The sequence below is a fragment of the Methylobacterium sp. genome, assembly GCF_019745455.1.
GTDB lineage: Bacteria > Pseudomonadota > Alphaproteobacteria > Rhizobiales > Beijerinckiaceae > Methylobacterium.
In genome coordinates, this window is sequence record NZ_JAIETD010000078.1 from 1 (window position 1) to 18308 (window position 18308).

General features: G+C 62.0%; 17 protein-coding genes and 1 pseudogene. 7 read left to right on the top strand and 11 right to left on the bottom strand.

From position 1 onward, the window contains the following. Positions 1-90: 90 nt before the first annotated feature. From K2Y56_RS16560 to K2Y56_RS16580, 5 genes are all read right to left on the bottom strand, one after another. A complete protein-coding gene (locus K2Y56_RS16560; protein ID WP_292509811.1) occupies positions 91-738 on the bottom strand; it encodes a ferredoxin reductase in 648 nt (215 codons plus the stop codon). A 4-nt stretch (positions 739-742) separates the two neighbouring features. Continuing rightward, complete coding sequence (locus K2Y56_RS16565; RefSeq protein WP_292509814.1) at positions 743-1336, bottom strand: MOSC domain-containing protein; 594 nt, start codon at positions 1334-1336, stop codon at positions 743-745. Continuing rightward, positions 1333-1728: a RidA family protein gene (locus K2Y56_RS16570; protein ID WP_292509817.1), complete on the bottom strand. Its 396-nt coding sequence runs from the start codon at positions 1726-1728 to the stop codon at positions 1333-1335. Before K2Y56_RS16570 ends, K2Y56_RS16565 begins: the two co-directional genes overlap by 4 nt. An 87-nt stretch (positions 1729-1815) precedes the next feature. Further along, positions 1816-3078: an MFS transporter gene (locus K2Y56_RS16575; RefSeq protein WP_292509820.1), complete on the bottom strand. Its 1263-nt coding sequence runs from the start codon at positions 3076-3078 to the stop codon at positions 1816-1818. 228 nt (positions 3079-3306) lie between these two features. Continuing rightward, positions 3307-3918, bottom strand: coding sequence for an XRE family transcriptional regulator (locus K2Y56_RS16580; RefSeq protein WP_292509822.1), 612 nt, complete (start codon positions 3916-3918; stop codon positions 3307-3309). A gap of 70 nt (positions 3919-3988) precedes the next feature. Here K2Y56_RS16580 and K2Y56_RS16585 point away from each other — a divergent pair, with 70 nt between their 5' ends. The 4 genes and pseudogenes from K2Y56_RS16585 (at position 3989) to K2Y56_RS16600 (ending at position 7546) form a co-directional block, all read left to right on the top strand. Beyond that, on the top strand, positions 3989-4630 hold the full coding sequence (locus K2Y56_RS16585) for a DJ-1/PfpI family protein (RefSeq protein WP_292509824.1): 642 nt from the start codon (positions 3989-3991) through the stop codon (positions 4628-4630). Between the two features lie 100 nt (positions 4631-4730). Then, a pseudogene (locus K2Y56_RS16590) lies at positions 4731-5402 on the top strand (alpha/beta hydrolase); the annotation flags it as partial. A 417-nt stretch (positions 5403-5819) separates the two neighbouring features. Beyond that, entirely contained in the window at positions 5820-6257 is a 438-nt protein-coding gene (locus K2Y56_RS16595) for a YciI family protein (RefSeq protein WP_292509848.1), read from the top strand. 47 nt (positions 6258-6304) lie between these two features. Then, complete coding sequence (locus K2Y56_RS16600; protein ID WP_292509851.1) at positions 6305-7546, top strand: RNA polymerase sigma factor; 1242 nt, start codon at positions 6305-6307, stop codon at positions 7544-7546. A 1001-nt stretch (positions 7547-8547) separates the two neighbouring features. Here the strand turns inward: K2Y56_RS16600 and K2Y56_RS16605 are convergent. The 3 genes from K2Y56_RS16605 to K2Y56_RS16615 form a co-directional block, all read right to left on the bottom strand. Then, positions 8548-8763, bottom strand: coding sequence for a hypothetical protein (locus tag K2Y56_RS16605; RefSeq protein ID WP_292509854.1), 216 nt, complete (start codon positions 8761-8763; stop codon positions 8548-8550). A 209-nt stretch (positions 8764-8972) separates the two neighbouring features. Further along, positions 8973-9317 carry a hypothetical protein gene (locus K2Y56_RS16610; RefSeq protein ID WP_292509827.1) on the bottom strand — a complete coding sequence of 115 codons (345 nt, stop codon included), beginning with the start codon at positions 9315-9317 and terminating at the stop codon, positions 8973-8975. 52 nt (positions 9318-9369) lie between these two features. Continuing rightward, positions 9370-9669, bottom strand: a complete 300-nt coding sequence (locus K2Y56_RS16615; protein WP_292509830.1) for a hypothetical protein — start codon at positions 9667-9669, stop codon at positions 9370-9372. A gap of 613 nt (positions 9670-10282) precedes the next feature. Between K2Y56_RS16615 and K2Y56_RS16620 the strand changes: the two genes are divergently transcribed. After that, complete coding sequence (locus K2Y56_RS16620; RefSeq protein WP_292509833.1) at positions 10283-10525, top strand: hypothetical protein; 243 nt, start codon at positions 10283-10285, stop codon at positions 10523-10525. Between the two features lie 492 nt (positions 10526-11017). Here the strand turns inward: K2Y56_RS16620 and K2Y56_RS16625 are convergent, their stop codons facing one another. Beyond that, positions 11018-11632, bottom strand: coding sequence for a hemerythrin domain-containing protein (locus K2Y56_RS16625; RefSeq protein WP_292509836.1), 615 nt, complete (start codon positions 11630-11632; stop codon positions 11018-11020). Between the two features lie 879 nt (positions 11633-12511). Here K2Y56_RS16625 and K2Y56_RS16630 point away from each other — a divergent pair. Then, a complete protein-coding gene (locus tag K2Y56_RS16630) occupies positions 12512-12796 on the top strand; it encodes a hypothetical protein (protein WP_292509839.1) in 285 nt (94 codons plus the stop codon). Positions 12797-13564: 768 nt separating this feature from the next. On the opposite strand, the gene K2Y56_RS16635 is transcribed toward K2Y56_RS16630, so the two are convergent. Together K2Y56_RS16635 and K2Y56_RS16640 are read right to left on the bottom strand one after the other, a co-directional pair. Continuing rightward, positions 13565-15181 (bottom strand): cyclic nucleotide-binding domain-containing thioredoxin-disulfide reductase, encoded by a 1617-nt coding sequence (locus K2Y56_RS16635; protein ID WP_292509857.1) that lies wholly within the window; start codon positions 15179-15181, stop codon positions 13565-13567. A gap of 1066 nt (positions 15182-16247) precedes the next feature. Next, the gene (locus K2Y56_RS16640; RefSeq protein WP_292509842.1) at positions 16248-17153 is read right to left on the bottom strand and encodes a Ku protein; all 906 of its coding nucleotides are present in this window, start codon (positions 17151-17153) and stop codon (positions 16248-16250) included. A 207-nt stretch (positions 17154-17360) separates the two neighbouring features. Between K2Y56_RS16640 and K2Y56_RS16645 the strand changes: the two genes are divergently transcribed. After that, positions 17361-18248 carry a DNA polymerase ligase N-terminal domain-containing protein gene (locus K2Y56_RS16645; RefSeq protein WP_292509845.1) on the top strand — a complete coding sequence of 296 codons (888 nt, stop codon included), beginning with the start codon at positions 17361-17363 and terminating at the stop codon, positions 18246-18248. The last annotated feature ends 60 nt before the right edge of the window (positions 18249-18308 follow it).

Consider the following 18308-nt stretch of genomic DNA (forward strand, 5'->3'; position numbering starts at 1 on the left):
TGGGATGCCGCGGTTGCTGACCCACGGGGATGCGCCGTCGCCGATGCCGGCTACCGAGTGGCCGGCTTCATCTCGGACTGGTGGCCGACATCAAATCGGAACGCTGGCCGGCTTCGCGTCGGAATGGGTGGCCGGCTTCCGTCGGAATCCGCATTGCGGCCCGCAGGCGTAGACGTGGACACCCGCCCGGGGTGGCCCGATCGCGGCGGGATCGAAACGGTTGCCGGTCGACGAAAACCAGCCGCGTAGGCGCTCTCCGCAGATGATGCGGAGCTCGTCGAGAAGGGGCGCGCGCCCAGGCGAAGGCGCGCAGTAGTGGAGAACATAGTTCCGGTCCTCCGCAGCGAGCTGGCGCGCCATCGCGACGAAAGGCGTCACGCCAATTCCGCCTGCGATCAGGATGTGCTCGCTGGCTGCCTCCACAAGAGGGAAATTGTTGCGCGGCGCCGAGACGTGCGCGCAGCTGCCCGGCGAAAGGTTCGCGTGCATCCAGGCCGAGCCGCCGCGGCCTGCATCCTCGCGCTTGATCGCGATCTCGTATTGTGTGCGGTCGGCCGGATCCCCGCAGAGCGAGTACTGGCGAATACGCCCGTCCGGGAGCCGCACGTCGACATGAGCGCCCGGCGTCCAGGCCGGTAGCTCCGTGCGTTGAGGGTGGACAAGACGCAGATGTAGCACTTCGGGCGTCGTCGGCCGCGCCGACGCTACCCTGAGCTTCATGATCATACGGGCGGTCATGGCGTCAGTCCGTATTTCCCTCGAGGAGGCTGATCGCGTCGCCAGGACGGATCACGCCGCCGCGCTCGATGCTGCAGTTCAAACCCGAGCGGTTGTAGAGCGGCAGATAGACCGGCAATCCCAGCAACTCCTCCAGATACTTGCAGGGAAAGTTCAGCCGTCCACCCCGTAGGATCACCTCTCCGACGCGGAAGCGGCGGCCGACGAGATGGTTCAACGGTACGCCTCGAACCGTGAGGTTGCGGCGGTGATCGACGGGAAGCAGTTGAATGGAACCGCCCTGCAGTGGGGGGTCATTGCGTGAAAGGGCGTCGAGAGCTTCCTGCTCGATCAGCGTCACCTCGCGTACGTCGGGTTTCGGCGAGTAAGTTCCTGTTCCGGAGAAGTAGCGATCGCCCACGATTCCACGCCCAGCGACGCAGGTGGCCTCGTGCACTTCCTCCATTTCGTAGCTGGCCGAAGGAGCGACGTGGATGTGAAGCAGCGTCCCGTTCCAGGCCGTGGCTCCACCTGGAACCGAGACTGCAATCGATCCTGCGGGATGCGTGAAGGCGTCGAGCATTGCTGGGCCGGCATCGACGGTGTCATCCTGGTTCATGTGGATGCGCCCATCGCGAGGGCGATTGCTTCGATCTCGACCAGCACGTCGCGGGGTAGACGTGCGACCTCGACGGTCGAACGAGCCGGTGGCGCTTCGGTGAAGTGCTCGGCGTAGACCCCGTTCATCGCAGCGAAGTCGTCCATGTTCTTGAGGAACACCGTCGTCTTGGCGATAGAGGCGAGGCTCGCGCCACCGGACGCCAAGACAGCAGCAAGGTTGGCCAGCGATTGCCGGGTCTGGGCTTCAACGCCGTCAGGAATGGCGCCGGTCGTCGGATCGATCGGGAGCTGGCCAGAGGCGAAGACTAGGTCTCCCACGCGTGTGCCCTGCGCATAGGGCCCGACCGCCTTGGCCGCCCCGTCGGTGCTGAGTATCGTTCTGCTCGTCATCAAATTCCCCCTCTGCTGCCGCATTGCCGCCCATAGTGGACGAGTTTCCATCATACTGGAACCACCATGGGCAGCGATGCTGTTATTTCAGGCTCTCGCGATGTCGAGATGCCGAGTTTCTTTCGCCACCATCGTGGCGATGAAGCTCACGATTGCGAGGGCGATCAGGTAAAGCGCGATGGGCCATGTTGCGCCTGCCCAGGCGAGGAGCCCGGTGGCAATCATCGGCGCAAAGCCGCCCGAGATGGCCGCCGCAACCTGGCAGCCGAGGGAGGCGCCGCTGTAGCGGGTGCGCGTCCCGAAGAGCTCCGGCATGAACGCCGCCTGCGGTCCGAACATCATCGCGTGGGTCAAACTCATGATAACGGCGATGGTCAGCACCACGGTCGTCGGATCGCGGGTATCGAGCAGGCCGAATAGAACGAGCGCACAGGCGGCACTGATGGTCGTGCCCGCAAAGTACATCGGCCTGCGGCCAACCTTGTCTGAGAGCCATCCGAACAGTGGCATGGTCACGAGCTCAAGGGCTGCCGCGAGCAGGATCGCGTTCAGGATCAGGGACCGGGGTAGGTCGAGGGTCTTCGTCGCGTAGACGATCGAGAACACGGTTAGAATGTAGACCCAGGCGACCTCTGAAACCTTGAGGCCGACCGCAATCAAGAAGGTGCGCGTCTGCTTCGTGACGACGTCGAGGAGGGGCATCTGCGCGACCTCGGCCTTCTCCTTGACGCGCGCGAAGGCGGGCGTCTCGACGAGCCGCAGGCGTACGAACAGGCCAATACCGATGAGGAGCGCACTAGCGAGGAACGGCAGCCGCCAGCCCCAGGACAGGAAGTCGGCCTCTGGCAGGGTGGTCAGCCACAGGAAGGTCCCAGTCGAGGCCGCAATTCCTATAGGGAAGCCGACCTGGACAAGGCTGCCATAAAGCCCGCGCCGATGCTCCGGGGCGTGCTCGATGACCATAAGAACCGCGCCGCCCCACTCTCCGCCGATACCGATGCCCTGCACCAGACGAAGGGTCACGAGCAGGATCGGCGCCCACAGTCCGATCTCCGCATAGGTAGGCAGGCAGCCGATGAGGAAGGTGCCGATTCCCATGATCACCATGGTCAGGGTCAGCATCGCCTTTCGGCCGAGTCGGTCGCCGTAATGACCGAAGATCGCGCCGCCGAGCGGGCGTGCCACGAAGCCGACTGCATAGGATGCAAAAGCTGCGAGCGTACCCGCGACCGGGTCGAGGCTCGGGAAGAACAACTTGTTGAACACGAGCGCGGCGGCCGTGCCGTAGATCAGGAAGTCGTACCACTCGATGATGGTGCCAAGCATGCTGGCCATAATGATCTGGCGCATCTGCCGATCGTCAGCGGATGTGGCTTGGGGGGTCAACGCGGCGACAGCAGGTGTGCTGGTCATGACGTACCTCACCTCTCTTTTGAGTGGAACAATATCCACTATCGAGGAGGCAATCGGTGTGCCATGTTGACGGCGCTTGGCGTGAGGCGCCGTCGATAAGGTCCTTCCGCCCTGTTGGACGCTTTCAATCTGGGGCGGAAAGAAGCCGGCGCAGCGATGCTTAGTTCAGCGCAGACGAGACGCGTCGATCACCAGGAAATACTCGCAGGGTCCTGAGCCGATGTTGGTAAAAGCATGGCCAGCGTTGGCCTCAAAATACAGGCTGTCGCCCTCGTTTGCGACGAGGATCCGGTCGCCAATGACGGCCTGCAGCCGTCCCTTGAGGACGAAGATGTACTCTGACACACCCCGCCGATGCGCCACAAACTCGCCCGTGCTTGCGTTTGGCGGCAGCGTGTTGAGCACCCAGTCGATACCGCGCCCCGGCAAAACCGGCGAGAGGCAGCGGCGCAGGAAGCCGGAGGTTTCGTCGCGCAGGACAGGCTGGCGCGCTGCGGGGATCAACAGGACCTCGCGCTCAGTTTCCGGCGCCATCAGGCGCGAGAAGGTAACTCCCAGAGCCTCTGCGAGGCGGGACAGTACAGCCGTTGACGGGACGGCCTCTCCACGCTCGATCTTCGAGATCATCGAGCGGCTGACGCCCGAGAGAGATGAGAGAGCCTCGAGGGATAGGTCGCGCTGCTTCCGGTGGAGCCGCACCTCGTCGGCCAGTATCGCGAGCTGGGAGCGCGCCTCACCGTCGATTTGCTCCCGTCGCACTGTCGTCCGAAGTGTCATTCTGTCCAGTCCAGCTTGAACGCCGTTGGTCCTGCTGCGGGCCGCGCCCGACAATCAAGAGGAGAATACCATGCGAGACCGAGACGCACCCAGGCGCATCGGCGTGATCGTGTACGACGGTATCGAGCCGATCGATCTGGGGGGGACCATAGGCGTCCTGTCGATGGCCCGACGGATCCTTCCAAATCTTGGCGACGCTGTTATTGCGGCGGGGGCAGGTCCGATCCGCATGGCAGGTGGGCTCGTCTTCGAGGCGCCTCATGGCGTCGCTGACGCCCCAGATTGCGACGTGTTCGTTGTTTGCGGCGGGCCGGGCTGGTCGCAGGCTGCGCAGGATGCTCGGCTTCTTGCCTTCCTGCGGAGCCGACGTCTGGAGAGCCTCGCCTCCGTCTGTACGGGAGCCCTGATCCTCGCTGCGGCCGGAAGCCTCGACGGGCGCCTGGCCACGACCCGGCGCTCGGCGGTCGGAGCCGAGATAGTCGCACCCTTGGACCTGCTGACCACGATGGCGGATCGCGTTCGTCCGCAGGTAGCGGCGATCGTTGACGACACGGTCGTCACCGGGGGTGGTGTCTCGCTCGCGATCGACACCACCTTGTACCTCATCGGGAAGCTCTATGGCCGTGACGCCTGCCAAGACGTAGCAAAACTCATCGAATACGATCGGGCTCTTGCGGCGAACGCTGGGGCACTCGGCGTCGTCGCGGCATAAGCCGGCTCCTCAATGACATGACGTGACTGCTCCAATTCGCCCGGAAGCGGACGTTCGCCGGCTCCGCATCAAAGGGCGACCACGCAACGGTCGGTTCTCCGCACACGATGGCCGACGAGGTTGTGGCCGGTCCGGTCAAGTCTCGGACCAACATGCGATGGACAAGTACGCGGTCGACGCTGCGGCCGTTGTGCAGCACCTTGATCGGCGCGGAGCAATCCACATCGGACACTCGACCGGCGGCGGCGAGGTCGCCGGCGACGTGGAGCGGCACCACGAGCCACAGGGCCGGGTCGCAAAGGCGGCTCCCTTGAGCGCCGTGCCGCCGCTGACGCTCAAGACCCAGAGCAATCCGGCGGCCTCCGATCGAGGTCTTCGACAGGTTCCGCAAGGCGCTGGCGGATAACCGGGCGCAAATCTTCCTCACCGTTCCGACGGGCCCGCTCTGCAATCTCAACTGGCCGGTCGCACAGGTCTCGCAAGGCGCGATCCAGAATTGGTGGCGCCAGGTCATGATGGGCAGCGCGAAGGCGCAGTACGACGGCATCAAGGCCTTCTCAGAGGCAGACCAGGCCGAGGATCTGAAGGCGATCTGCGTCCCGACCCTCGGCTGCACGGCGAAGACGGAGAGATCGTCCCGATCGACGCCAGCGCTCGGCTGTCGGTGGAGCTGCTGAGAAACGAAACCCTCAGCACCGATCCCGGCGTCGGCCAGGGCGTGCTCACCGCTGACGCTCCCAGCGCTGATCTTCTTGCCTTCGCGAGGACTTAGCGATCCACGGGGGCCCATCACGCGGGCTCTCCTTCGCCTTCTGGGCTTAGTGGTAGCACGGGTGCGGCTGTCCCGGTCTGCCAGACGCTTCATACCGCCCGCTTTCGACCCGACCCGGGTGTTCGGGTGCCATGACACGATGCTCGAAAGCGGACGTGGAGCGGGGGCACCGCTGTACGACTGGAACCGGCCGTGAGAAGCCTGTCAGCTTTCCGGCAGGAATGCCGGAAAGCTGACATTGCGGCCTTCCTCGGACGCCCGTCGCGTGACCGCAGCGAACGAGCGTTCATCGAAGCAACAGCCCGTATTTGACCGAGCGTTCGCGGTTACGATCGGTTTGGAAAAAACTTCGCCGGTCATGTCGGATCGACGCTTGCTCGTCCGTCCTTGGCCGCAACAACGACGAGGAGACGAATGATGCGCGTGATGGTGCTGGTGAAGGCCGACGCGGGCAGCGAAGCGGGCAAGATGGCGCCGCCCGAACTGCTCGAGGCGATGATGAACTTCAACGAGGAATTGGTAAAGGCCGGCGTCCTGGTTACGGGCGCGGGCTTGAGGCCATCCTCCCAAGGCGTGCGGGTCCGCTTCTCGGGCGACCGGCGTGACGTGATCGACGGCCCGTTCGCCGAGACCAAGGAGCTCGTCGCCGGCTTTTGGATCTGGGAAGTCGCTTCGATGGAAGACGCCATCGATTGGGTGAAGCGCTGCCCTAATCCGCAGCTCTCGGACTCGGATATCGAGATCCGTCGGTTCTACACGATGGAAGACTTCGCCGAGATCTCGACGCCAGAGATCGACGCTCAAGCGAAGCGCCTCGATGCCGAGGCCGAACGCCAACACGGCAAATATATGTGACAGGCGATTGCGCTGTCGGACCGGTGCGGGCGCCGAAGGCCAACATGATTCACGACGCGAACTGGATCGGCACCGCACTCAAGGCGGCGCGCCCCCGCGCCGTTGCCGCCCTGCTGCGCTATTTCGGCAATGTCGAGCTCGCCGAGGAAGCCTACCAGGAGGCCTGCCTCAAGGCACTCGACAGATGGCCTACTCAGGTGCCGCCGCGCAACCCGACCGCATGGCTGATACTGGTCGGGCGCAACGTCGGGATCGACGGCTTGCGTCGCATCGCCCGCGAGACGCACCTTCCCGAAGCGATGGCTCCGCCCGTCGAGCTGATTGAAGACGAACTCGCCGAGTCGATCGACGCTGCCTCGTACGGCGACGACGTGCTCCGCCTGCTCTTCATCTGTTGCCATCCCGACCTGCCGGCGACGCAGCAGATCGCGCTCGCACTGCGGGTCGTGTCCGGTCTGAGCGTCGCGGAGATCGCCCGCGCATTCTTGGTCAGCGAAGCCGCGATGGAGCAACGGATCACCCGCGCGAAGCGCACGGTCGGACAGGCGGACGTGATGTTCGAGACGCCGTCGCAGTCCGCTCGGGTCCAGCGGCTCGCGGCTGTCTCGGCGATGATCTATCTCACCTTCAACAATGGTTATGACGCTTCGTCCCGCGAAGCTGGGCACAAGCAACCGCTGTGCGACGAGGCGATCCGTCTCGGCCGATTATTGCTTCAGCTCTTCCCCGACGAGCCGGAGGTGCTCGGCCTGCTTGCGCTGATGCGGCTTCAGCATTCGCGCGCCGTGGCGCGCTTCGACACGGCCGGCGCGATCGTCCTGCTCGAGGATCAGGACCGCCGCCTGTGGGATCGCGCGGCCATCGCAGACGGAGTCGCCCTCACTCACCGGGCCTTCCGCTTGAGACGCTTGGGTCCCTACCAGCTCCAGGCTGCCATCGCCACGCTCCACGCCCGTGCACGGAACTTCGAGGAGACCGACTGGGGCCAGATCGAGCAGCTCTACCGTGCGCTAGCCGACTTCGAGCCGACGCCAGTTGTCGCGCTGAACCACGCGGTTGCCGTGTCGCGAGCCCGAAGCCCAGAGGAGGCGTTCGCGCTTGTCGAGCCGCTCGCGAGTCAACTGGCGACGTATTTCTACTACCACGCGGTGCGCGGACACCTGCTCGAACGCATCGGGCGCGATGACGAGGCACGGCAGGCCTATGCAGCGAGCCTCGGAATGGCGACAAGCGCCGCTGAAGCTACACAGATCAGAACCTGCCTTGATCGGTTGAAACGTGGCCGGTGAGCACTGCCTGGATGAGCGTCCGCTACGGGCGTCTCGAGTCTGAGGCCGGAGCGACCGACGTGAACGCAAAGCCGTCGTACGTCGCGTTATGAGCGAACCACTGATCTCGTCGCCTGACTTCCCGGAAGCAGACCGGCAGACATTCATCCAACCCGGTCATACTTTCTGCTCGCGAAGCAGCCTGTGAGCGAACCTTCCGAGGAGCTGCAAAGAGTCGAGAGTGGATGGAGGTACAGCTTGGCGTTCAGCGATCGAGTCCCTTCGGCCTGGAAGCGGCCGAGCAACCCGTGGGAATGGTTCTGCGACGCAATGCCTGCCCTATGCTTTGGAAGCCAAGCTTACACGTGGGCATCAGCTTTCGTGTCGCCCCATCCATTGCCGAGCCCCCCACAGGATGAGAACCTCGCGGCCATTGAGGTCTGTGAGGAAACACCAGAGCATGAGCATGAGGAACACCTGCTGTGCTTCTTGCGATGTGCAAGGCCCAACATATCCACGCTTGTGAACGTGCCGCCCACGGAGACGGAGCCATGGCAGGCAAGGCACGTCTTACGAGCGTTCCGAAAGATTGCGGAGGCGTCGGCGTTGGAGGCAGCTTGCCACCGTCCCTCGACGTCGACTTCGCATGATTGGGGTGTACCCGGCTTCATTCTGGATTGAACGCCGAACCCAGTCTCATTCCGGCAGTTTCCGGCGCCATAACCCCACGTCGTTGGTTTCGTAGCGCCGGCGTCAGTTCACTCTCGCCGCTCAAGCTGCTTGGCCAATCGTAAGGCCTTCAGCCGCTCCGTCTTCTCGTCCCGGGCCTGGATGGATTCATGGAGCTCTGACCACGCTTGATGGGCAACGCGGTCCCGCTCGGCGACCTTCGCAGCTTTTGTCTCAATGCGATCCACGACATGGCTCGGCTGTTCAGGCATGAGGTCTCCTTCGTTCGTGACGGGAAGGAGTTAGGGCAATCGGCGGAGAAGTCTGCCCCCACCGAGTTCGGCGCCGGAGAGCTACTTGCGAGCGGCCATCATGTCGTGGGTGAGCACCGTCAGCTTCCCGATCAAGCCGGTGATGTCTGCGTTCTGACACGACCATTGCGTGCCGATTGCCGCGCCGTCGGCAGATACGGACACGACCGCAACCGAGCGCAGCTTACCTTCACGTGCCAGAGCGAGATGATCCTGAAGCACCTCAATCATCGAGGCGATGTCCGCGTTTGGCGTCATGGACGCCACATGCGGTGGAAACGGAATGACGTCAGCCCCGGTCGGCTGCCCTTGGTTGCTCATCGCAAGTATCCTCCGCTCACTTCGATAGACGAAGCATGCAGGAAGCCTTTGAGGGGAGTGTGGCAGCTTGTCCGTAGCGTCGCTCGTTGGCCTCGCAGTGTGGCCGCGAAACCACTTTGGAGATCACTTGCCGCCCAAGCGAACGGCTATGCCTTCCTCAGCCGTACCCCAGGGCCACCGGACTTCTCGGGAATCAATTCTACGCCAGCGGCCTCAAGCCGATCTTTGTAGCGAGCATGCGCCTCAGTGAGCAGCCTCATCTGCCGGTCCTCAACGCCTCCGCGGTCACCTGCCTCTACGATGGCATGAACGCTCTTCTGCAGGTCGTCAGCCGCCGCATCGAGCCCGGGATTGCGATCGAGGAGGCTAAGCAGGTCGATCAGGTTCGCACGGATGGTCGCTGCCGCCTCCTTGGCGTTCCGGCCCTGGCTGACCTGGATGACGGCTTTGTCAATGCCCAGGATTCGATTGCACAGAAGCTCGTTCAGCAACTCTGGCGTCATTGCGGCATACCCATCGCTTCGGCCGGCACCTCGATGAAGGTCACACCAACCGCTGCGGCAGACTCATCGCGATCGAACCGTCTGCCACATCTAGAGAGGCAACGCGTGGGCCCTGCACCTCGTGGTTCGTCTGTTCCCAAGCATCGAGAGTGACGTTCACAGCTGCGATGATGGAGCGAGGCGGTGACATGATCTCCGGCCGGATCGTCTCGGCAAGCCGCGCCAGGAGTGTCTGCACCTTGGCCGGATGAATGCGGGTCGTCGCTTGCCGCTCGTATGCCGCGTAGACGGCCTCGGCGATGGTGCGCGCGGCGTCGTCCGCCTCGGGTGTTTCCTGCACGTCCGCCTCCTGTTCGCAACTAGCAAATCTTCGCATTCAGATGCTCGGCCGGCACGAGAAGCAATTCCGGCTTCCTTAGCCGCATCTCGATGCCTGCCCATTTTGTGGATGAGCTGGTCCGATGATGACGCTCTAAGCATCCCGCAAGGACCCCGAGGCTTATCGACAAGCCGCCGCCTGGCCGTCTGTGCCTTGCCGAGGAGAGTGGCTGAAGAACTGAGCCCCGGTCACCCAAGCGATCCGGGGCTCCGCTTATGAGTTCAAACCGGACGCGCTCGTGGGCTAGCTCGGCTGCTCCTCCGTCTTCTCGATCTCCGGATCGTCCTCTTCAGGAACCGACCGCGGAGTGCGGACCGGGTGCACCGGAGTAGATGGCTGGTTGTCGGAGGGCCTGGCATCGTCGTCAGGCCGTGGTGTATCGGCTTGCACTATCATTACGCTCCCTCATTTCGTTTCAAGGAGCAATGCAGCCAGGATGGCAAGCGTTCCGGCCTGCCGCGGTGCTGGCTCCTGCGAAGCTCCCTACGGCGGCCACACGCGCATGATGAAGCCGCAACGTTCGTCGCGCGTTAGCCAATCATCGATGCACTGCGCTCGAGACAGGAACGCCCCCATGACAAAGCTCTTCATCGCCAATGTCCGCGGTTCAGAGGGATCAAAGCCGCTCGTAACGGTTCGGGCTGCGGCAGAGGGTGAAGCTCGTCTGTTCCTTGCCGCTGCCTACCCTGATGACGAGATCATAGACATCGTCGAACCAAGCGATTGGGTGAGTGACGCGGACACAGGCAGCAGTCCTGGAGATATTCGCGAACATGCCGGCGTTGAGTGGCAGGCCCCGTCGAGCCTCTCGGACTAGGAGGCGGCTGAACGGAGAATGTCCTTATTTTCACCGGCATCATGCAATGTCCGAGAACGATCAGTCCTGCTTGATTAGCGATCCCGACAGCGATGATGTCGGTCAAATCGTTGCCGAAAGATCGGGTGCCTGCAGGAGCGGTTCGAAATTGGTATTTTGCATGTTGTATGCAGATTTCGGGCGCTCTAAGTAGGCGCACGGTGATTCGCTAGAGGTCGGTGATGTGGGCAGGTTGGAAGGCCATGAAGCACAAATCCCGGAAAGCCGGCCCAGCAAAATCTCCGCCGCCGAGCACGCACGTAGTGACCGTTTTGACAGGATCCCAAACTGTCCAACGGGGCGAGCTACAGAGGTCATATCCTACAACCCGTGAATTCATCCTCATGGCTCAGGCAACGCGCCGACCGACCGGCGCCGGACATGGTCTTGTGGCGCCGTGATCACCCTAAGGTTTCAGCGTGATTAGCTCCGGCTGTGGCCGCTGGAACGTACCTACTCAGCTTCTGCGCTAAGATCATACCGCTGGTTGGGAAGATCACGGCTGCCGAATAGCCCGGAACGCCAAGCGAGGAGTGCGAGGCCACCCAGAGCGGCACCAACCGTGCCGATGACTACGAGGTCGCCGAGCCCGGTCACACCGGGTCCCACCTGCTGTCTCGACTTTAGCGCCCTCGTCTTCCCACGAATGAACATGCGGGTGGCGTGCTCGACCTCCTCACGGGACAAGAGCCTGCGGGCGGCTGGAAGCAGCTCGTGGGTGTGACGGTGAAGGTGCTGATCGACGAGGAAGGTCGCATCTCCGAAGGCATCGAGCCACCCATGTGCATCCTTGCGGCGCGAACGGGCCAAGCCTGCCAACGGTCGCATGAATGCCTCGTGCTCGCCTTGCAACTCCTCGACGAGAAGACGTGTCTCAGTGGTGCGGCTCAGAGGCTCGTAGAGGCTCGCATGGACGGCGTCGGCGTGAATCTCCAGCCGATCGATGAGGTCGCCTAGAAGCCGCTCGCGGCTGCGAATGATGCCCTTGCCCGCCAGGGCATTTGGGATGTCGTGTATGAGCTGAGCGATATTCTGGTGGTCACGCTCGATCAGATGCCAGACGTCCATACGCGTTTACTCCTCAAAGGGACCCCTCTAACCCTCGCGCTCTCCGGACAGTTCCTCTCAGACGTCCGTACCGTCAACTGGTCGGAAGGTTCACTGACGAAGGGCTTGGACGGTACAGCCGTGCCGATGTCCGGTATCGCGTCTCAAAGGCGAAGGTTCATCTGAGGAGAGTGCCGCTGGAACGGCGCAAACTCTGGAGTTGCAGCCAAGCCGTGCCTTTAGTGATGTTCGATCGCGAGAGATGAGGCCGAACGAATTCGACCAACCCGGAGTTGGCATCCGATGAACCTTCTCGGAGTAAGCGCCTCATGAACGTCAAATGCCTCTTCGTCGCCGCGTCGTTCGTTCTCTCAGCATCGAGCGTGGCTGTCGCTGAATCACCGTCGGCCGGCTTCAGATCGGTCGAGGCACCGACGACCTACACGGCCATGAAGAAGAACCGTCGCAAGCACCTGCGTCGGTCAGCGTCGCCGATGGGCGGGGCCGGGACACCGACCAGCGGCCACAGCAGCGGTGGCGGCACGAGCAGTGGCGGCATGGCACGGTAACCTCTCAGCCTCTTCCGAACACAGCCCCACCGGCACCCGTCGTGCGGGGGGAATTCCATTTCGGTCGTCATGAAGGCTTTCGGTGAAATCCTCCGGCACCTCGCCGAACTTCACGAGGTCACGACGCCCTCGGACTACTCTGCCGTGCATCGGCTTGCCCCTCCTGAGGGTCGAAACCCCAGTCGACTTTCAGGACAGGTCCTGTCGTCAGAATCTGACTGCTAGCGATCGGCTGGGCCAATTGCGGGCGTCTGTCTCAATCGTCTCAGGATCAGCAACATCTGCGCGCGGATCGCGTTGAAACAGCTTCACGGACATGCAGGTGAGGAACATGAACAAATTCGTCTTGGCCGTCCTGGCGCTGCCACTGGCAACATCGGCATTGGCCCAGGGCACTGTCGCGCCTAGCGATACTCGCCCTCCACCCGGCACGGTCGTTCAGCCTGGCGGCGCTGCAAACAGCGGTCCCGGTTCGATCGGGGTCGTCGCTCCAGGGGCGACCGGCTCCGAAACGCGCTCGAACAATCCGGGTGTCGGCGGCAACGCTGAGCAGAACCAGAAGCCCGTCGGCAATACGGGTGGTGGCGGAGCGAGCGGTTCCGCCGGTGGCGGCTAGCCTCGACAGGTGCGAGCCTCATCCCCTTGATATTCAGCCCCGCCCGGTTCGCCGCGGCGGGGCTTTTGCGTTCACCTGCGTGAATGCGAGCTTCCCATGGCTGACTTGGTTCAGGTGTCGAGTGCCTCTCCGTCCGAGAAGCGGTCGCGTCGGCAGCGCTGATCCCTCCTAGAGCTGACGCGACCGCATCTTCGCGTCTCGCTTGCCTCGCAGCCCGACGGCTCGTTAAGCTGGTTTTTCCTTAGACTGCCTCACCCTCAGCCGTCAGCAGCCCTCTCCAGTTCGCAATCGCGTAGCGGCTTCCGCTGATCCTCAACCAACTGAAACAATCTGCGAGCATGCATTGTCTGATCTAAAGCGTCGAGACTCGCATAGGCTCATTGAGCGTAGCCACAGTCGCAGCAATTTTTGCCTTGCTGCGACTTTCGGCATCCTTTCTAGATAGCGGACGGCTGCTTTCCAGCCATCTCAGCACTAGATGGAGGTGGCAGCAATCGAACTTTGCCGGACCTTCGCAGTATCCGCTTCCGTGAAGCCGGACAAAACGGACGCATATCGTCGGGATGAATGCCAATCGGACCCCTTTTTGCCCCACGGCGAACGCTTCATCTTAACCGCCAATCCGGCCGCAGAGTGAAAAGATTGAAGAAGGTGACCACTGAACAGCAGATTCGATTATTTTCCCGAGTAGTCAAATTTAATGAAAGATGTAGGTAGTTCGACTCGCGAACGCGTCGCATCTATTGGGTGGCAATAATTATAAATTATTCAACGCTGAACATAATCCCAAACCTTGGAGATTACGACTGATCCCTCTCCCACGGACGATGCGACGCGCTTGACCGAGCCTGCGCGCACATCGCCAACCGCGAAGATACCGGGGTGTGACGTGGCATAGGGCGAGCCGGCGCCAATCGCGTCTCCGGTCAGTACAAAACCATGGTTGTCGAGTTCGATGAGCCCCGAGAGCCATTGTGTATTCGGCGCAGCCCCGACCATGACAAACACGGCGCATGCCGGGATCGTACGGACCGTTCCATCGACGATGCTGCGGATGGTCACTGCTTCGAGGTGACCATCGCCATGGAGGGCGCTGACTTCGGAGCCATATTCGATGGTGATCGCCGGGTCCGCTTCCAGCCGACTTGAGAGGTAACTCGACATCGAGGTGGCGAGCGATGGACCGCGCACAAGAAGGCGAACATGCTTAGCAGAGCGACTGAGAAACATCGCCGCCTGGCCCGCGGAATTGCCGCCACCGATGATGATGGTCTCGGCGTTCCGGCAATACCGCGCCTCAATTTCTGTTGCCGCATAATAGACACCCGAGCCCTCGAACGCTTCGAGCCGGACGATCGGCAAACGTCGATACTGGACACCGGTCGCCACGACGACAGCGCGCCCTCGAACGCGCTGATTGTTCTCGAATGTCGCACAAAAGACGCCGTCTTCGAGTTGCTCCAGTTTTGCCACCCGCCGCGGCATCGCGAACCGGGTCCCGAATTTCATCGCCTGGACCTCGCCGCGCCAGACAAGGTCTGCGCCCGAGATGCCTGTCGGAAATCCCATGTAATTCTCAATGCGGCTTGATGTGCCGGCTTGACCACCGATCGCGAGGTCCTCGACGACCAGCGCCCGGAGCCCCTCCGCGCCTGCATAGACGCCCGCCGCCACGCCGGCTGGCCCACCGCCGACGATGAGAACGTCGAAAGCCTCATCGTTCACGAGATTGTAGTTGAGGCCTAAAAGATGGGCGACCTTGTCAGGCGTCGGCTCCGTCACGACGACGTCGCGTCCGAAGATCACGGCCGGCCGGTCGGAAGCGATCGCGCAGCTTTTCGCAACGGCTCCAGCTTCCGGGCTGCCGAGAGCGTAGGACCTATAGGGAAGGCGGTTGCGACTCGCGAATTCGGCGACTCGCCGAACCGCCCTGTCGTCATCCTCGCCGATGAGTACCAATGTGCCGTCTCGCGAGTCGAGCTGCCGCCGCCGCCGTGCAGCGAGAACCGTAATGACGATGTCCGACATCTCAGGAATATCGGACATCAGCCGCAGCATCTCCACACGCGGTACCTCGACGACGGTGGTATCCCGGACCGCGCGCATTGGCATCGACCAGTTGCCGCCACTCAAGATCGAGATTTCGCCCATGAACTGCGTCGGTCCCAGCGTGGACGGAAGGTGACGCTCATCGGTGAACGGGTTCACCACTTCAATCTCGCCCGCTTCGACATAGACGAACCGATCGACAGGTGCGCCAGCGCGTGCGAGAAAAGTCCCGGCCGCGTAATGACGCCTGATCCCTGCAGCCTGAAGCGCGGCGATATGCGATTCTGAGAGGGGAACGCGCTGCATTTCCTGCAGGTCCCGGCCGATCGTCTCCATGTTTTGATTCCCTCCTACTCTCAGATCGGTGCAGTGCAGCATTGGTCGCGCGCCATCACCAGACAAGATGCCGGCGTTGCAAGATGCCCAATGTGACTGGGGATGTCCCCAGATCAGACACGAGCGTTTATCCAACCGACGGACAAACCGGAAACGTTAGGATCGGCCTGATCGGCTCTGTAGGTCCGCAGAGCCCAACATTGGCGCTGTAGCGACCCGGCGGCCGTCATGCCGTAGACCGGATCAGCGGATGTCGGCATCAGCGGATGTCGGCCTGTTTCGTCGCAAATTCGGGTACATCAACAACCCGAGAGCCGACCTTCCGACAATAGCTAATAGGACGCTGTCGGTCGCTCAAAGTATTAAGTAAATCAACGCTTTCCGCCCGTCTTCGCCCTTGAGCGGACCGGCAGCTTTCAACCCTTATCGGACCTTCATCGCGTCCGCTTCTGAGCAGTCTGATAGAATGAACGCTTTTCACCAGGATGGGTGGACGGGCCACCATCTGCTTTCAAGCGGGCGATGCGTTGAATTGGGCGTTGCCGCTCCGCCCACTCCTGATCTACATGAATAGGTTGGAAGAGCCGGGCTTAGTTGGCCGAGGCATAGATGCCGGCCTACCTCTACCACGGCACGCAAGTCTGCTCGAAGAAGAAGCCTCCGGTCGGTCCGGTAGAGTCACGGTCCGCCAGCCAGACGATACCAGCCGCCGCCTGCTCGACCGTTCGATGTCCGGTGTGGTTGTTGAAGTCTGTCGCAGTAGAGATAGATGTGGTTGAGTGCTAGCGCCTCTGCCTCATCATTTCTGAGACGTTAAGATGGCTGGAGGCAAAAGAACGAAGACATAGCGATCGCATAGTGTTTGTAATATCATTGAGCGGGCGCGACTTGGGCCTGTCTTGATGATCGCGACATTAGGAGTTTCTTCTTCAAGCCAAGCGCACGCATTTTCGCAGTCTAGAAATTCTACAACCTCATATTCCGCTTGCGTCAACCTCGCACTGGACGTATCGAGGCAAGCGGTGTCATCAATCACGCACAGTGCTGAGGTGCTGGCAGGCACCACTCAGCTCGCCTTGCGCATCGAAGACTCAACCGATTTAGTCGCCTTTCGCGGACTTGCAGGCTTCTTTGCGGACTTAAGAGGAGACGACTTTTTAGCCTTCTCGGGTTTATCAGCCTTTTCTGCCGCGATGCTGCGTTTTAAGGCATCCATCAAGCTCACAACGTTACCTGAAGGCGGCGATGACTGCGCTTTGCCGGCCTTAACAGTCTTTGCAGTCTTTTCGGCCTTGCCTTGAACCAGTGCCATGAGGGCACCCTCGTAGCGATCCTCGAACTTCGACGGGTCGAACTTCTTCGTGGCGCGATCAATGAGCTGCTTGGCGAGTTCGCGCATGTCTTCGGTCGCCTCACCGTCCGGCATGTCTTCGAAGTAGGCGGTCGGCGAGCGGATTTCGTCCTGATAGCGCAACAGGGTGGCGAGGAGGCCTTTGCCGTATGGCTCGAGCAGCACGATACGCTCGCGTTTGTAGATGACGAGCCGGCCAAGCCCCGCCATCCCCTTTTCCTTCATGGCGTCACGGATCACCGCGAACGCCTCGCGTGAGACCTTGTCCTCTGCAGCCAGGTAGTAGGGCTTTTCGAGGTAGCGCTCGTCGACCTCGTCCCGATGGCAGAACGCCTCGATGTTGATCGTATGCGTGCTTTCCAGCGCAATCGCGTCGAGTTCGTCGGCCTCCAAGGGCACCAACTCGTCCTTGGAAACCTCGCAGCCCTTTACCCGGTCCTCACGCTCAACCGGCTCCTCGGTCAACGAGTCGATGACCAGCTCCTTGACACGATTGCCCGTCTGCCGGTTGATGGTGTGGCACTTCAGCTGGGACGTGGAGCTCACTGCCGGATAAAGCCCGACAGAGCAGGACACGAGTGAGAGCCGCAGATGTCCCTTCCAATTTGCGCGAGCCGCCACGGCATCCTCCAACGTTCTTTAAATATTCGAGAGTCGATCCGCTCACAGCGTAGTGAAAAGGCCCAACTGGCGGACTCAACAAGACTCATCGCAGAGTCGTTCCGGTCAATTTTTGCTGTGGATAACTTACGAATTCTTGGGTAAGACTCTGATGGCTAATCTGAGCCAAACGGAACGCGGGCTGCATCGGCATGTTGCGAAAGGATGATGGCAAAACCGCTCGATCCCTACCGTGCCAAACGTGACTTCACGGTGTCGGCAGAGCCGAAAGGCAAGCGCTGCAGGCCTTCGGCCAAAGCGCGCTTCGTGGTGCAAAAGCATGACGCGCGCCGGCTGCACTACGACCTGCGGCTCGAACACGATGGGGTCCTCAAGAGCTGGGCAGTCACCCGGGGACCAAGCCTCGTCGCCGGCGACAAGCGCCTGTCCGTTCAAACCGAGGACCATCCGATCGAATATCTGGCCTGGGAAGGTGCGATCCCAAAGGGCCAGTATGGCGGAGGCACCATGATCGTCTGGGACCAAGGCACCTGGACGCCAGTCGGTGATGTGGCCGAGGCAATGGCCAAGGGCCATCTCGAATTTGTGCTCGACGGCGCACGTCTCGGCGGACGCTGGCATCTGATCCGCATGAAGGGCCGGGGCGGCGAGAAGAAGCAGACCTGGCTCCTCATCAAAGCCGAGGACGCCTTCGCTCGGGCGCCGGGCCAGCCCGATATCCTGATCGAGCATCTGACATCCGTCATCTCCGGGCGCACGAACGCCGATATGGCGGAAGGCAGGGTCATCCGGGCTGATCATGCGGCTCGCGCTGAGATCGCAAAGGATCGCCCACGCCGGCCAACGCAGGCCAAGGTGAAGGGGGCCCGCAAAGCTGTCCTGCCACCCTTCGTCGAACCCGGTCTCGCAACTCTCGCCGATGCAGCGCCGAGCGGGCCCAACTGGCTGTTCGAGATAAAACACGATGGCTATCGCCTGCAGGCCCGGATCGACGGCGGGCGTGTGAAGCTGCTGACGCGCTCCGGCCTCGACTGGACGAGTAAGTTTGCGCCGGTCGCAACCGCGCTGAAGGCTCTCAATGTTGATTTCCGTTGAGAGTTGACCCGGCGGAGCCCGAAGTTTCCATCGAGAAGTGACCCGTGTCTGAACCCACCC

Excerpts from the sequence above, each read along its gene's own strand:
- K2Y56_RS16560 (WP_292509811.1), bottom strand. The coding sequence starts at position 738 with ATGACCGCCCGTATGATCATGAAGCTCAGGGTAGCGTCGGCGCGGCCG.
- K2Y56_RS16565 (WP_292509814.1), bottom strand. The coding sequence starts at position 1,336 with ATGAACCAGGATGACACCGTCGATGCCGGCCCAGCAATGCTCGACGCC.
- K2Y56_RS16570 (WP_292509817.1), bottom strand. The coding sequence starts at position 1,728 with ATGACGAGCAGAACGATACTCAGCACCGACGGGGCGGCCAAGGCGGTC.
- K2Y56_RS16575 (WP_292509820.1), bottom strand. The coding sequence starts at position 3,078 with ATGCGCCAGATCATTATGGCCAGCATGCTTGGCACCATCATCGAGTGG.
- K2Y56_RS16580 (WP_292509822.1), bottom strand. The coding sequence starts at position 3,918 with ATGACACTTCGGACGACAGTGCGACGGGAGCAAATCGACGGTGAGGCG.
- K2Y56_RS16585 (WP_292509824.1), top strand. The coding sequence starts at position 3,989 with ATGCGAGACCGAGACGCACCCAGGCGCATCGGCGTGATCGTGTACGAC.
- K2Y56_RS16595 (WP_292509848.1), top strand. The coding sequence starts at position 5,820 with ATGCGCGTGATGGTGCTGGTGAAGGCCGACGCGGGCAGCGAAGCGGGC.
- K2Y56_RS16605 (WP_292509854.1), bottom strand. The coding sequence starts at position 8,763 with ATGACGCCAAACGCGGACATCGCCTCGATGATTGAGGTGCTTCAGGAT.
- K2Y56_RS16620 (WP_292509833.1), top strand. The coding sequence starts at position 10,283 with ATGACAAAGCTCTTCATCGCCAATGTCCGCGGTTCAGAGGGATCAAAG.
- K2Y56_RS16625 (WP_292509836.1), bottom strand. The coding sequence starts at position 11,632 with ATGGACGTCTGGCATCTGATCGAGCGTGACCACCAGAATATCGCTCAG.
- K2Y56_RS16630 (WP_292509839.1), top strand. The coding sequence starts at position 12,512 with ATGAACAAATTCGTCTTGGCCGTCCTGGCGCTGCCACTGGCAACATCG.
- K2Y56_RS16635 (WP_292509857.1), bottom strand. The coding sequence starts at position 15,181 with ATGGAGACGATCGGCCGGGACCTGCAGGAAATGCAGCGCGTTCCCCTC.
- K2Y56_RS16645 (WP_292509845.1), top strand. The coding sequence starts at position 17,361 with ATGGCAAAACCGCTCGATCCCTACCGTGCCAAACGTGACTTCACGGTG.